Annotated in this window: 15 protein-coding genes; 8 read left to right on the plus strand and 7 right to left on the minus strand. The window is 63.8% G+C overall.

Going from position 1 to position 14,291, the window contains the following annotated elements; translation table 11 throughout:
* Positions 1-231 precede the first annotated feature (231 nt).
* Genes JOF47_RS17675 through JOF47_RS17685 form a run of 3 tightly spaced genes read left to right on the plus strand, consistent with a single transcriptional unit; the run spans position 232 to position 2,635 of the window.
* Positions 232-792 carry a helix-turn-helix domain-containing protein gene (locus tag JOF47_RS17675; RefSeq protein WP_210000848.1) on the plus strand — a complete coding sequence of 187 codons (561 nt, stop codon included), beginning with the start codon at positions 232-234 and terminating at the stop codon, positions 790-792.
* 46 nt (positions 793-838) lie between these two features.
* Positions 839-2,212 (plus strand): NAD(P)/FAD-dependent oxidoreductase, encoded by a 1,374-nt coding sequence (locus JOF47_RS17680; protein WP_210000849.1) that lies wholly within the window; start codon positions 839-841, stop codon positions 2,210-2,212.
* A 57-nt stretch (positions 2,213-2,269) separates the two neighbouring features.
* Complete coding sequence (locus tag JOF47_RS17685) at positions 2,270-2,635, plus strand: cupin domain-containing protein (RefSeq protein ID WP_210000850.1); 366 nt, start codon at positions 2,270-2,272, stop codon at positions 2,633-2,635.
* 100 nt (positions 2,636-2,735) lie between these two features.
* Here the strand turns inward: JOF47_RS17685 and JOF47_RS17690 are convergent, their stop codons facing one another.
* Positions 2,736-3,704, minus strand: a complete 969-nt coding sequence (locus JOF47_RS17690) for an EamA family transporter (RefSeq protein ID WP_210000852.1) — start codon at positions 3,702-3,704, stop codon at positions 2,736-2,738.
* 144 nt (positions 3,705-3,848) lie between these two features.
* Between JOF47_RS17690 and JOF47_RS17695 the strand changes: the two genes are divergently transcribed.
* Together JOF47_RS17695 and JOF47_RS17700 are read left to right on the plus strand one after the other, a co-directional pair.
* On the plus strand, positions 3,849-4,397 hold the full coding sequence (locus tag JOF47_RS17695) for a CGNR zinc finger domain-containing protein (RefSeq protein ID WP_210000855.1): 549 nt from the start codon (positions 3,849-3,851) through the stop codon (positions 4,395-4,397).
* Between the two features lie 63 nt (positions 4,398-4,460).
* A complete protein-coding gene (locus JOF47_RS17700) occupies positions 4,461-4,790 on the plus strand; it encodes a hypothetical protein (RefSeq protein ID WP_210000857.1) in 330 nt (109 codons plus the stop codon).
* A gap of 89 nt (positions 4,791-4,879) precedes the next feature.
* Here JOF47_RS17700 and JOF47_RS17705 read toward each other — a convergent pair whose 3' ends face one another.
* From JOF47_RS17705 to JOF47_RS17720, 4 genes are read right to left on the minus strand one after another with little or no spacing between them, the layout of a single operon-like run.
* Positions 4,880-5,176, minus strand: coding sequence for a hypothetical protein (locus JOF47_RS17705; RefSeq protein WP_210000861.1), 297 nt, complete (start codon positions 5,174-5,176; stop codon positions 4,880-4,882).
* Between the two features lie 37 nt (positions 5,177-5,213).
* The gene (locus JOF47_RS17710) at positions 5,214-5,786 is read right to left on the minus strand and encodes a DUF308 domain-containing protein (protein WP_210000862.1); all 573 of its coding nucleotides are present in this window, start codon (positions 5,784-5,786) and stop codon (positions 5,214-5,216) included.
* Between the two features lie 24 nt (positions 5,787-5,810).
* Positions 5,811-7,037, minus strand: coding sequence for an alpha-hydroxy acid oxidase (locus JOF47_RS17715; protein WP_210000866.1), 1,227 nt, complete (start codon positions 7,035-7,037; stop codon positions 5,811-5,813).
* Positions 7,038-7,094: 57 nt separating this feature from the next.
* Complete coding sequence (locus JOF47_RS17720; RefSeq protein ID WP_210000868.1) at positions 7,095-8,429, minus strand: MFS transporter; 1,335 nt, start codon at positions 8,427-8,429, stop codon at positions 7,095-7,097.
* A 142-nt stretch (positions 8,430-8,571) separates the two neighbouring features.
* Between JOF47_RS17720 and JOF47_RS17725 the strand changes: the two genes are divergently transcribed.
* Positions 8,572-9,231: a GntR family transcriptional regulator gene (locus tag JOF47_RS17725; RefSeq protein WP_210000870.1), complete on the plus strand. Its 660-nt coding sequence runs from the start codon at positions 8,572-8,574 to the stop codon at positions 9,229-9,231.
* 33 nt (positions 9,232-9,264) lie between these two features.
* Here JOF47_RS17725 and JOF47_RS17730 read toward each other — a convergent pair whose 3' ends face one another.
* Positions 9,265-10,809: a polysaccharide deacetylase family protein gene (locus JOF47_RS17730; RefSeq protein ID WP_210000872.1), complete on the minus strand. Its 1,545-nt coding sequence runs from the start codon at positions 10,807-10,809 to the stop codon at positions 9,265-9,267.
* A 68-nt stretch (positions 10,810-10,877) separates the two neighbouring features.
* A complete protein-coding gene (locus JOF47_RS17735) occupies positions 10,878-12,776 on the minus strand; it encodes an acyltransferase family protein (RefSeq protein WP_210000873.1) in 1,899 nt (632 codons plus the stop codon).
* Positions 12,777-12,960: 184 nt separating this feature from the next.
* Here JOF47_RS17735 and JOF47_RS17740 point away from each other — a divergent pair, with 184 nt between their 5' ends.
* Positions 12,961-13,590, plus strand: a complete 630-nt coding sequence (locus JOF47_RS17740) for a hypothetical protein (RefSeq protein WP_210000874.1) — start codon at positions 12,961-12,963, stop codon at positions 13,588-13,590.
* Complete coding sequence (locus JOF47_RS17745; RefSeq protein ID WP_210001835.1) at positions 13,590-14,291, plus strand: response regulator transcription factor; 702 nt, start codon at positions 13,590-13,592, stop codon at positions 14,289-14,291. Before JOF47_RS17740 ends, JOF47_RS17745 begins: the two co-directional genes overlap by 1 nt.

Here is a 14,291-nt window from a genome sequence, read left to right on the forward strand (position 1 = left end):
CGAAAGGGAACGCCGGACCTTCGACGTTTTGCGGGCTTTGCATGGTTGCGTCCCGGATGTCGGCCCGCCGCGCACTACCCCAACGCTGGATGGGCCCTTCAGTGAAATTTTTCCTTGTCACCGAAAGGTTTTCATTGTGCCGCGAGTCACACGCCCCTAGAGTGGTCGTGAACAACATGTTTAGTGAGGCGTGACGGAATGTTTGATTCCGGGAAACGGGATTCTGCATCGATGGAAACGGAAGCCTTGGAAACCCTCGGGGCCCGCGTTCGGGCCGCGCGCGAACTGCGCGGGCTCACCCTGCGCCGGCTGGCCAGCATGACCGGCCTGAGCTCCGGATTCATCAGCCAATTGGAAAACGACAGGTCCAACGCGAGCGTCGCCAGCCTCAGGAGCCTCGCCTCTGCACTGGGCGTGAGCGCGGCCGAACTCATCGACGGACGGATCAAGGACTCGCAGGGCGTCCTTCGCAAAGACCAACGCCCCCGGATCCACATGGCCGACGGATTGACCAAGTTCAGCCTGACCCGAGCCCCCTTGCGCAACCTGGAAATCTACTCCGGCTATCTCGAACCCGGCGGCAGCACCGGAGAAGAGCATTACAGCCACGGAAACGCCCAGGAGTTCGTGACGTGCCTCAACGGCCGGATCGAACTGTTTGTCGGAGACGAAAAACATGTCCTCGATGCCGGGGACAGCATCGAGTACCTGAGCTCCGTCGAACATGGACTGCGCAACATCGGCGACGACACCGCCGAAGTCCTCTGGGTCATCTCCCCGCCCACCAACTGACACACCCCGCCGATACCCACCCCGAAGAGCAAGCAGGAGCAATCTCATGACAGTGAACGGCAATGTTTCGTTCTGGTACGCAGCCGACGGCCTACCCGGCCAGCGAACACCCCTGACCGGGGACACCACGGCCGACGTGGCAATCGTCGGCGCGGGCTACACCGGGCTGTGGACCGCGTACTACCTGAAGAAGGCGGATCCGTCGCTGGATGTCGTGGTGCTCGAAAGCCGCTTCGCCGGGTTCGGTGCCTCCGGGCGCAACGGCGGCTGGCTGACCAACTCGATCACCGGCGGCCGCGGCCAGTACGTCAAGTCCCACGGCCGCAAGACCGTCGGCCGCTTCCAGGAGCTGCTGAACGAGACGGTCGACGAGGTCATTTCCGCGGCCGGGGCCGAGGGCATCGACGCGCACTTCCACAAGGGCGGGGAACTGACCGTCGCCCGCAACGAGGCACAGCTGGCCCGGCTCAAGGACGCGGCAAGCGCCGAAGCCCTCTGGCCGGAGGCCGGCGTCCGGTTCCTCGACGCAAGGGAAACCGGGGAACGTATCAACGTCGCCAACACACTGGGGTCCATCCACCATCCACATGCGGCACGCATCCATCCGGCCAAGCTCGTGCGCGGCCTGGCCGAGGCCTGCGAACGCCTGGGCGTGCGGATCTACGAGGGCACCGCCGTCACCGATATCCTGCCGCGCAAGGCCGTCACCGCGTACGGCACCGTCGAGGCGACCTACGTCCTGCGCGCCACCGAGGGCTTCACCGCAAACCTCAAGGGCTCCCACCGCGAATGGCTGCCCATGAACTCCTCGATGATCGCCACCGCCCCCTTGCCGGACTCGGTCTGGGACGAAATCGGGTGGGGCGAGCGGGACACCGTCGGGGACATGGCCCACGCCTACATGTATGCACAGCACACCGAGGACGGGCGCATCGCCCTCGGCGGGCGCGGGGTGCCCTACCGCTACGGGTCCAAGACCGACACCGACGGAGCCACCCAGCCCGGCACCATCAAGCTGCTCACGGACATCCTGCACGACATGTTCCCGGCAACCCGGGGCGCGGCGATCGACCACGCCTGGGCCGGGGTGCTGGGCGTGCCCCGGGACTGGAAGGCAACCGTCGGGCTGGACAAGGAAACGGGCATCGGCTGGGCGGGCGGCTATGTCGGAACCGGCGTCACCGCGACCAACCTCGCCGGGCGCACGCTCCGGGACCTGATCCTTGATCCGGGCAGCGAGCTGGCGCAGATGCCATGGGTGAACCGCAAGGTGAGGCGCTGGGAGGTCGAGCCCGCCCGCTGGATTGCCGTCCAGTCGCTCTACAAGGCCTACGGCATTGCGGACCAGGCGGAGAAGAACGGGCGTTCGGCAACCTCGAAGATCGCCCACATCGCGGACCTCGTCTCCGGCCGGGCCTGAACGACACCGAAACGCTCCCGCACAGAACACAACAACGAGCAAAGGAACCTGGCAGACATGGCAGCACATTTGATCCACCTTCCCTCCGCCGGCACCGCCGAACTCGGGGCATTCGAACCCAAGGCCACGGCAGTCACCGAGGGCATGCAGGAGGCCTCGCGGGAGGTCTGGTCCGCCGACTCCCTGGAAGTCGGGGTGTGGGAGGCGACCCCCGGCACGTTCGCAGCCTTCCGCGACGAATACCACGAGGTCTGCCAGATCCTCAGCGGGTCCGTGACAATCACCTCGGAGGGCGGCCTCGGGGTGCTGGTCGGCGCAGGCGACACGGTGGTGATGCCCGCCGGATGGAAGGGGCTCTGGGAGGTCCACGAAACCGTTCGCAAGACCTATGTGATCCTCTCCGGAGTCGACAACGCCATCTAGCCGGAAACGCGAAGTTGCCTTGATCGGTTGTAGCCACGTCGTTGCGGCGCGGCTACAACCGATGCGTGCGCGGCCGGTGCGGCACCCCCTTGCCTGCTCCCTACGGACTGCGCAATTCATCGGCGCGCACCAGCAGCACACCGCCGACGATCAGTGCGCCGCCGACCAGCTGGATGCCCGCCGGAAGCTGCCCGAGCAGCAACCAGGCCCACACCACGGCAAAGAGCACCTCCGTCAGCGAAATGAACGAGGCAAGCTTCGACCCCAGGGCCCGGGCGGCCATGATGCCCGTGACATAGGAAATGACGGTGGAGAAGAGAATGAGCCCGCCCAGGGCAACCCACCATTGCGTTTCCCAGTTGGCTAGCTTCACCGGCGCGAACGCCATGTGCATCTCAAGGAGCCCGACCGCTGCCAGCAGGGCCATGGTCGCAGCACCCACAAAGAGTCCGCCGGAGGCCAACACCAATGGCGGCAACGCCCCTTCGACCCGCGCACTGACAAAGAAGTAGACGACCAGCCCGACCGCGGCCCCGAGTCCCCACAGCACGCCGATCGGATCCACCCGGGTGCTCCCCGTCAGGTCCAGCACGGCAGCCAGGCCGAGCAGGGAGAGTACCGCCCCGCCGATGGTCAGGGCTGCGGGGCGCTTGAGGTGGCGGACCCACAGGAAGAGCACGATGAGCACCGGCGCCAGGAACTCAAGCAGCAGGGCCACTCCCACGTCCAGGCGTTCGACGGCCTGGAAGTAGAAGAACTGGCAGACCGCCACCCCGAAGAACCCGAAGAGCAGGATCGACTTCCAGTTCTTCGCGGCGAGCCCCCACTTGCCGCGCATCACGATGATCGTGGGAATCAGCAGCACCAACGAGGCCCCGGCCAGCCGCAGCGTCACGGCGGCGGCAGGCGACCACCCGGAATCCAAGAGCGCCTTGGCGAAAGAGCCGGAGAGGCCGAAGATCGCCGAGGAAAACAGCGCGATGCCGACACCGCCCATGCGGGGCCTTGCGCGGCGGACCGCCAAGACTGGCGAGCCGGCCGGCTCCGATGAAACTTTCTCCAATGGCATGCGCGCTCCTCAGCTTGGCGGGGTTCCGACGTTTGAGTGGTCGCGCACAACCAGATCGACTGTCAGGAGTAAATGAATGTATGCTAATGACATTAGAACCAATGGTGATAATCCGTCAATCCACAAGGCCCCACAGGAGTCATAATGATCTTTGCCCCTGACACAGAAGTCGCGCTTGCCACGGTCGTCGATCTGATCAACACGGTTGCCATGGACACCGACGGCCTGCTGACCCTTGCGGACCTTGACCAATTCGTCACCGAGCAGCGCTTCTTCGGATCCCGCACCCACAGCGATGCGGAGCTGCGCTCGGTACGCCAGCTGCGCACCCAATTACGCGACATCTGGGTGGCGCCCGAGGACGAGGCCGTCGAGCAGGTCAACTTCATCCTGCGCAACGCCCGGGCGCTGCCACAGCTGGTCAAGCACGACGGCTTGGATTACCACATCCACGCCACGACCCAACAGACGCCGCTGAGTGAGCGCATGGCCGTGGAGGCCGCCATGGCCCTGGTCGATGTCATTCGCTCCGGGGAGCGTGACAGGTTGCGCTCCTGTGCGGCATCGAATTGCGCCGCCGTGCTCCTGGATCTATCGAAGAACCGCTCCAAGCTCTACTGCGATACCGGCAACTGCGCGAACCGCGAACACGTCCGTGCGTACCGCCAACGCAAATCCGCACAAAAACTGTAATCCTCGCCATACACTGGTCTCATAACCGGAGATGGTTCCGATCAATCGAACCGAGGAGCAGCAGTGAGCAACGAACAAGTACCCCAAAAACACGCCTCTGATGACTTCGATGTTGACCTGGAAAAGGCCAACGAAAGCCCCCTGCGCGCCGCCACACGCTGGGCCGCCGGCCTCGTCGAAGGGTTCTTCGGCGGCGACGGATCCGATGTCGTGGGCGCCGCTGTCGTGGTGCACCGGCTCGACGACCACTCCGAGGTCATTCGCATCAACACCGGCAGCATCGAGGAGGCAGAGTCCCTTGTGAGCATGGTTCGCTCGGATCTGGACGAGCTCACTGCCGATGATTTCCTGGACCGCTGGAGCGCCGCCGACAACGAGGAAAACGCCTCCTGAGGCGCATCCCTGCGGCCCCCGGAAAATGGACTGGAAACACAAAAGCCACCGAGGTTTGAACCTCGGTGGCTTTCGTTGCATATTCCTGGTTAGTGGCCCGACTTCTTGTCCGGATTCTCCGAGGAGCGGTTGACACCAGATCCGGCGCCCAGGTCCTCGGGATTCTCCTTGCCGGCCATGGTCATCACGGAGATGATCAGCAGGCAGGCCACGAACGCCACGCCGAAGGCAACAAGCCCGACGTCCAACCGCAGCGGGTTGTTTGATCCGCCGGTCGCCGAAATCGTGGCCACGACGCCAGCGATCAAGGCCATGACAAGCGAGAAGGACAGTGGCGCCTTGATGCTCTGCTGCCAAGATTTCTTCTCAGCCGGGTTGTTGCCCACGTTAAGGCCCTCCTACAGGTTTGGTTCAACGTCTAGTCTAGCGCCAAAGGCCGGCTTGGCCTTCTTTGGCATCATGCCGCAACCCGAACGCAGAGATCAGTTCGAAGACGGCCAGGATGATGGCACCGCCACCGGCCAGCCCGAGCAACGCGTGGGCATCCAGGTGCAGTCCCATCAAGAGAGCGGCGCCGACGCCCAGGCCAACAAAGCCCGTGACCAGCTGGTCCTTGAACGGAACAAAGTCGGCACGGTGGCGGATGAAAACAACGATTTCCAGGACGCCGGCGATGATGAAGGCGGCGGCCGCGGCGATGCCGATGACCAACACCTCCGGGCGCAACACCATGACCAGTCCGGACAGGATCATCGCCAGCGCCGCACCGGCGTAGAGGCCTCGGGCGGCCTTCGGCGCACTGGGCGCCTTGGCGTAATCCCACATGAACTTGGCGCTGGCCACCATGAACGCGGCAAGGCCGTAGGCCAGGACCTGGCTTGTGGCGCCGGGCCAGAAGATTGAAATGATCGCGAACCCGGCGGCCGTGATTGCGCGGCCCATGACGGGGGTTGCAACTTCGGCGGCAAGAGTGGCGGGGATTTTTACAGCGGGCACCCTTCGAGTCTAACGGCGTTCGCTCTATCCCTTGAATTCAGGGGGGCGCCGGCGCATCAGTTCCGGGCCAAGATCGGCAATGGTCGCGGCCCCCATCAGTTGCATGTTGACGCGAATCTCCTCGGCCAGAAGTTCAATGACCCGGTCCACGCCTTCCTCGCCGCCTGCCATGAGCCCGTAGAGGTAGGCGCGTCCGATCAGCACAAAGTCGGCGCCGGCGCAGAGCGATGCAACGATGTCTGCCCCGGACATGATGCCCGAGTCCAGGATGATTTCCACATCCCGGCCGACTTCCGCGCGCACCTCGGACAGGGCCTCGAAGGAAACCGGGGCGCGGTCCAGCTGACGGCCGCCGTGGTTGGAGACGACCAGGCCGTCGGCACCGGCGTCCACCGACTTGCGGGCATCCTCGGCGGTCAACACACCCTTGACGAAGAGCTTCCCCGGCCAGATCGAGCGGATCCATTCCAGGTCGGCGAAGGAAAGCGTCGGGTCGAACATCGAATTGATCAGCGTCGGCAGGTCGGTGCTGGTGTTGGACAGCGAGGCGAACTTCAACGAGTCAGTGGTCAGGAAGTTGAACCACCATTCGGGGCGGTAGGAGGCATCCAGCACCGTCTTCAGGTTCAGCTTCGGCGGGATGACCATGCCGTTGCGGGCATCTCGCAGGCGCTGGCCGGCAACCGGGGTATCGACGGTGACAAGCAGCGTGTCGTATCCGGAATCCCGGGCGCGCTGGAGCAGCTCGCGGGACTTGTCGCGGTCCTTCCACAGGTAGAGCTGGAACCAGCGGCGGGATTCCGGGGCTGCCTCGGCGACCTCCTCCAGGGAACGCGTGCCCATGGTCGAGAGCGAGAACGGGATGCCGGCGCGGGCCGCCGCGCGAACGGCGCCGGTCTCCCCCTCGGCGTGCATGAATCGCGTGAAACCCGTCGGCGCAATGCCGAAGGGCAGCGACGACTTCGCGCCGGCGATGGTGGTGGACAGGTCGGCACTGGCCGTGCCGTGCAGGATCCGCGGGATCAGCTCGATGGAATCGAAGACCCGACGCGAGCGGCGGTAGGTCAGCTCGCGCTGGGCCGCGCCGTCCACGTAGTCAAAGGCAGGCGTCGGGGTGCGCCGCTTGGCGATGGCCCTGATGTCCCACACGTCGGCGGCCTTGGCCAGCCGCGCCGCGCGCCGGTCCAGGTTAATCGGCTCGAACTTCATCAGCGAACGCAGTTCGGAGATTTGCGGCAGGCGTCGCTTCATCGTTTTTTGTTCCTTTGGGTAGGGGTGGCGGGATTCGGGCTCGGGAGGGCCCGACAACTACCGGTTGGTGCGAAGCCGGTTGGATGCTGCCACGGCAATCGCCGAGGCCAGGCAGCAGGCCAGCAGGTATCCGGCGGCCAGGTAGGTTTGCCCGTCGGCGGCCGTGACCAGCGCCGCGGCGATCAGCGGGCTGAGCCCGGCAACCAGCGCGCCGTTGGTCTCGCGTGCCAGCCCGATGCCGCTTAGCCGGCGTTGCGGCGGGAAGAGGTTGGTGAGGAAGGCGCCCTGCGCACCGCTGGTGGCGGGGATGACAAGACCGTAGCCCAGGGCAATCGCGGTGAAGGCCAGGGCGAAATCACCGGCGCTGAGCAACGCGAAGATCGGGTAGGCCAAGGCCGCGCCCATGAGGCTACCGAAGAGCAGGACGCGCGGGGCACCGAACCTGTCCGACATCCAACCACCAACCGGAGTCAGGACCACGCTGACCAGAGAGCCCAGCGTGACGGCCAGCAGGGCCGCGGGTTTGTCCAACCCCACCGCCGGGGAGGTCATCAGCGTGAGGGCATAGACGGCCAGGATGTAGTTCATGGCATTGTGGCCGGTGATCGAGAAGAAACCGACGATGACCTGGCGCCAGTCGCGGGCCAGCACGTCGCGCAGCGGCAGCCGCGTCTTGGTGCGTTCGTTTTCGGCCTTCTTGATGGCCGCCGAGTACTCGGGGGTTTCCTCGAGCCTGTTGCGGATGTACAGGGCCAGGAAGAAGAGCACAGCCGAGAACAGGAACGGGATCCTCCAGGCCCAGCCCAGCAGCGCGTCTGTTCCCATGGACGAGACGGCGAAGAATGCGAAGGTCGCCAGGGCGATACCCGCGGGTGGCGTGGAAAGCACCAGCGAGGTGTAGAAACCGCGGCGCTTGGGCGGCGCGAACTCGGCAACCAACGTCATCGCACCGGCCAGCTCGGCACCGGCACCGAATCCCTGCAGCAGGCGCAGGACCACCAGCAGCAACGGGGCGGCCGCACCGATGGCTATGCTGGTGGGCAGCAAGCCGACACCGACCGTGGCAACGCCCATGAGGATGATTGTCAGCATCATGGCCGGTCGGCGGCCGTACTTGTCGCCGATATGGCCGACGATCACACCACCCAGCGGACGGGCAACGAAGCCCACGGCGAATGTCGCAAAAGCCATCATCGCCCCAGCCGAGGCCACCGCATCGGAGAAGAACAGCGGTGCAATCACGAGCCCGGCCGCGGCGCCGTAGAGGGCGTAGTCGTACCATTCGATCACCGTTCCGAGCACTGCGGCAAAGACCGCGCGGCGACCGGCAGGGGTGAGCCGCTGCGGATCTGCTGATTGTTCCTTGAGTGGTGGTGCCAGGTTTTGTGCCATGTTGAATGAGCGTCCTTGCAAAATTTCGTGAAAAATCTCTGAAATATATTTCTAACAGGCGGGTAGTATCTTTCACAACAGTCTGATCTGCATTTTCCCAATATGACGCCCACGTGCGGGCATACATCCCCCAGGAGGCAGCATGGGAACCTCGTTGACCGATGGCTTGGTCGTCCAGTTGCGCTCGGCGATTCTCACCGGAGAGCTGGCGCCCGGAAGTATCGTGGTTGAACCGCGCCTGGCGGAGGAATACTCGGTGTCGAAGACCCCCGTGCGGGAGGCCCTCAGGATCCTGACCACCCAGGGCCTTCTGACGGTCCTGCCCAAGAAGGGCTATCTGGTGAGGACCATGGGACTGAACGACGTCCAGGAAACCCTAGACCTGCGGATGTTGTTGGAACCTCATGCAGCGGCGTCGGCGGCAGGCTATCTCTCCCCCGCACTCGTCGCGGAGTTGCGCCAGATTCTGGACTCGCAGGCCGAGGTCTCCACCGAAAATCCCTTGGCCGCCATGGAAGCAGCCCAGCGCTTTCACCAGTGCATTGCCGATGCCTCGCGCAACACCAGGCTGGCGGATACGCTGCGCCATTGCTTCGACGAAACGGCCCGCGCGCATCATGTCCTGCCGGGGCTCCAGCGCTACATGAGCGCACCCGCGGAGCAGGCCGAACACGAGGCGATATACGAGGCGATCGCCGGTGCCGATGCGCGGGCCGCCGAAGCCGCAATGCGGGCCCACCTGCGCTCCATCCGCGCCACGATGGCCCAGCAGTTCAACGATCCGGGAAGTCTCTGGGCCTGAAGAACTGGACGCCGAGCTTGTGCCCCTGATGCCTTAGCGTTTCGATTTTGCTTTCCCCGGCGCCGGACCACGGCCATAGACCGCACCATCTTGCGGGTTGGCCGAGGCAAGCAACTCGGAGACCGTTACAAAGTGGTAGCCCTTGGCGCGCAATCCCTTCAGGATCGCGGGAACTGCTTCGATGGTGCTGAAGTGAATATCGTGCATCAGCACGATCGATCCCGGCCTGGTGTCTCGCAGCGCATTCGACACAACTTTGCTCGCATCGCGCACTTTCCAATCCAGGGTGTCCACATCCCACAAGATGACTGGAACTCCAGCGGCCTTCTTGACCGTGGCGTTGGTGGCTCCGTACGGCGGACGCAAGAGTGTGGGTGCCGTACCCGTTGCATCCTCGACCGCGTCCGCGACACCGCTGATCTCCATGGCCACGCGACCCGGGGCCAGTGAGGTGAGCACGCGGTGGTTCCACGTGTGATTTCCTATTTCATGTCCCTCCGCCACCATGCGAGCCAGCACCTGTGGTCGAGCCTCCGCATTCGGACCGACCACAAAGAAGGTTGCCGCCGCATTTTCCTGCTTCAACGCATCCAACAGCTGCTCCGTCTTCGGCCCGGGTCCGTCGTCAAAGGTCAATGCCACGCACTTGACCTTGCGGCAATCTACATCTCTCCCGTCAACGTCATGGGTGCCGTCAACGGGATCCTTGGTTCCGGAGTTGCTGCCCGAAGCCGACGAAGTGGATGAAGGCTTCGGCGCAGGCATGCCGGTGGGGCGCATGCCAGCGTCACGAACCTGCTGACCAGGTGCGCTGAGAAGCGGTGTGATCACGGTGCCGGACAGCTTGATTACTACGTTGCCCTCCGTGCTTGCCGCAACGGTGTTTTCGCCGAACTCCACCAGTGCGTCACCGGCGGCATCAAAGTTGAGTGATGCCGGCTGTTGTGGGTCCACCGGGGCGGCAGCCCCTTCACCGATTCCGGGGCGTCCGCGCAGGCCGTAGCCCACGAGGTCTACAAACTTCTGCAGGGCCGCGGCATCGACAAAGAGCTCCTTGGTCTCAAGCATCCGTCCTGCACCTAGATCAAACCACTGCGTCCAATAGCCCTTGGATGTATTGTCGCCAACAACGGCGGAGATGCTGGATCTGATTCCGAGCATCGTGCGCGAGGAACCTGTCAGTTCCGGGTCAATACTCAGCTCGTGAGCCGAGGCCGCTCCGGTTGACTTCTCTTCCAGCGCGCCAAGGAACGACGCGATCGTCTCATCGACGGTGGCTCGTTGCGCGCTCTCCACCTCCGGATGGCCGGGTACTGCCAACCATTGCGCGAAGATTCGGTTCACTTCGTCGGTACGCGCCAGCGTATGGATTCCCGGCACCAATTCCAGGGACAGCCCCTGACGCGGGGAGAATCGCTTGGGCTCGCTGGCCGGCGCAGAAGTTGGTGTCGGCTCCGATGCCAGGGTACTCGGTGCGACAACCGGCGCGCACCCGCTCATCAAGGCGGCGACCAGCGCCAGTCCCGCGATGCGGTAGGTAAAAACCCTGCGACGGGAACGCGGATGCAAGACGGACAAGATGTGACCTTTCAATCTGAAGCCGACAAGCGGCGGCTAAACGTGGGGGGAAGCAGGAAAGCGGTGGTTCAGGAATTTCTCAGCGCACTTGACATCAGACGTGCGTATTCTTGGGTACCTTGGGGGCCCGGATGGACTCTGTCGCGTGCAAAATCGTCGAGTTCCGGCGCCAAGGAAGCCCAATCAACCAGGTGAACGTTTGGGTACTTCGCGGCAGCGCTCCGGTATTTTTCGTTGACCGAATCGGACCATGCCCGCGGGGCATGCACAGTGACCAAAAGCAGTTCGCGGTCCGGACCAATGACGTCACGCACCTTCTCCAGCGTGCCCGCCGGCAGGTCCCCGTTGGTGCCCAAACCCAGCACGACTACTCGGCGCAACCGGTTTTCGTACCGCAACCGCTCCAGTTTCTCCGGGGCCTCGCGCATCTGGGCGCCCACGGCCGCATGGATGGAGATGCCCGGCAGCTCCTTCAGCAATTCTCTGGTGGAGGCGAGCATGACAGAGTCGCCCAGCGCCGTGACGTCGCCACCCGTGGCGTGTTTCCCCTTCGCTGAGCCCGTGGTTTTTCCTGTTCCTTTACCGGTGACGGGCGCAGTCTGCGGTTCGGGCGCCGCCGCGATGCCAAGAGTGTCGACTTGCTCACCGAGCATCTCTTGAGCCTCGGTCAATTGCTGCTGCAGACTGCTCTGCCTCGGTGAAGCCACCAATACGGTGATTGTGCACAGGGGAATCAGTAGCAGTGCCGTCAACGGCACGATCTGGCTGTAACGGCCGGGTGCACCGGAAACCAGTGGCTCAAAACGCCCCGCAACATTCGATCGCCACGCGCTCAGCGAGACCTTGAACCCGTCACGCATGATGGGCTGCTCCACCAGATGCCAAGACGCGGCGGCAGCCAGGAACGTTGCAGCGAGGACGCAGAGATTTGCTGCCGTGGCCGCTTGGGGCGGGAAGAGCACACCGGCGAGCACCAGGAGCGGCCAATGCCAAAGATAGAGACCATAGCTGCGATTGCCCATCCACCGCAGATGCTGCTGATTCAAGAGCGCGCGCACCAGCGTATGCCGTCGTTCCAGAGACAGAATCAGTCCGGCGCTGGCCACACAAAACAGAGCCATGCCCCCGCGATAGGCCACCGACGACGTGTCGGGCAAGAGGAACATGGCCATGAGAATTGCGGCGAACAGCACTCCGACGGCCAGATCCCCCGAACGGCGCACTCGCGGCAGCAGCCCGAATGCGAGCGCGCTCGGACGGAAGCTGGTGTATATGGCCGCCCCGGAACCGATGAGCAACCCGAATCCGTGGGTCCAGGTGCCAAAGTAGAGCGGACTCGCATCCTGTCCCGGAACAAAAGCCCACGCCATGCTTGCCGCCGCGGCAACCCCCAACATAGCCACGGCGGCCAACAGCTTGGTCCTGGTGCGAAGCACTACAACCAGCAAAACCAGTACCACCGGCCAAAGCAGGTAGAACTGCTCTTCGATGGCAAGTGACCACAGATGTTGAAAATATGGTGGTTCTGCCGACGCAAAGTAACTGTTCCCTGACGCGATCTGCAGCCAGTTACTGGTGTAGCTCAACGCGCCAAGCCATTGCGCACGCAGATTCGCGGGAAGCTCACCGCCGGCAAGGATCGCCAGTGCCGTAGCACCCACCAGCATCAGCAGCATTGCCGGGATCAGCCGTCTGGCCCTCCGAATCCAGAATCCGCGCAACCCCACGGACAATCCCGCGTCTAGGCGCCTGAGCAATCCACCGGTAATCAGGTAACCACTGAGCACAAAGAACAGATCAACGCCGAGGAATCCGCCGGGCAGCACCTGCGGCCACAGGTGATAGGCAATCACCGCCAGCACTGCTATTCCACGCAGTCCATCGAGGGCGGGGTTGCGCGCCGGTGTCGGCGAAGAGCCGGCAACCCCTGCTGCGGGGTCGGTGATTGAGATGGGGGTGGAATTCACCGCCTCAATGTTTCCCGATGCAGGCAACGGTTCACGGCCGGGGACGTCTCGAACGACACACGAAGTTGTTACACAATCGACAGGTTGGGACTGCATTTTGTCACAATTCCTACGCATGACACCGGGCATAATGGCACTAACCCCCGAATTCCGCCGGGGTCAGCACTCCCCTGAAAGGAACGCCATGGCTCTGCGCCGCGGCCTGGGCATCGTCCTGGCCATGGCCTTCTGCGTGATGCTCGGTGCCTGCTCGACGGGTAAGGCCTTGCGCGTGGAGGTACCGTCCGTGGGTTCTTCGCCGTCGGCGACAGCAACAAAGCAACGCACCATCAGCCCCGAAGAAGCGGAGGCTTGGGAAAAACCCTTTACCCCCGCGCAGATCCGTAGCCTGCTGCTGAACACCGATTTGAGCGGCCTGCGCGCCGACGGCGCGGATCCCGCGGAAATCCACGAGTACCTCAGCACCTGTGCCCGCTGCGTGATCGCCCTGCCCAGCCATGAGGCGGCAGGCGAGCGGTTCCAAGTTTTTTCAGTGAGTACTGCCGGGGATAGCTACAGCTTCGCATCCTTTGTGGTGCGCAACGATGCCGGCACTCCCCGTATTGTGTTGGCGGTGGGCGGTTCAGACATCTATCTGACCTCGGGCAGTGACGGAAGTCTGGTTGCGCAGGAAGCCATCTACGAACCCCAAGACCCAATGTGTTGCCCCTCGGGCTGGTCGGTTCGGCTCTTTCGCTACCAAGACGGCCGATTCATCGAAGGAGACACGTTCGAGAGCCCCGTCGACTATGCGGAACCTGAAGGAGAGAAGTGATGGAGACCCCGGGAATCCGGTTGCTCATGATCGAGGACGACGAGGTGATCCGCGAGGCCACGACGCTTGGACTTTCCCGGCTTGGCTATCTGGTGGAGGGCGTCGGAGACGGTTTGGAGGGTCTGGAGCGCCTCAAGGCACAGCAGACCACAAACCCGGTGGATGCCGTGCTGCTCGATGTCATGCTGCCGACCATGAACGGCACCCAGGTCTGCCGCGCGTTGCGCCGTTTCAGCCGCGTCCCGGTGATCATGGTATCGGCACGCGGAGACGGCATCGACATGGTCAACGGGTTGGATGCCGGGGCCGACGACTACCTCGCCAAACCCTTTGACCTGCAGGTTCTTGATGCACGCCTGCGCGCTGTGCTGCGCCGCACCCGCGAACTGATTCCCGCACCCATTGAGGCCGAATCGCCCAAGACCCCGGGAAACGGGCTGGACATTGATCCACACCGGCTCAGCGTCACGCTGGATGGACAGGTGGTGCACCTGACCCCCACCGAAATGCGCATCCTGCTGATCTTGAGCCAGGATCCCGGCAGCGTCGTATCCCGCACGGAAATCCTCACGGAGGTCTGGGGGCACGGCTGGGATAGCGACCACCGCGTCATCGACGTGCACGTCCAGCGCCTACGCCGCAAGATCGGGGCCGAGCGCGTGGAGACAGTGCGCGGCTTCGGGTATCGATTACATGGTTGA

The organism is Paeniglutamicibacter kerguelensis (assembly GCF_017876535.1).
Classification (GTDB): Bacteria; Actinomycetota; Actinomycetes; order Actinomycetales; family Micrococcaceae; genus Paeniglutamicibacter; species Paeniglutamicibacter kerguelensis.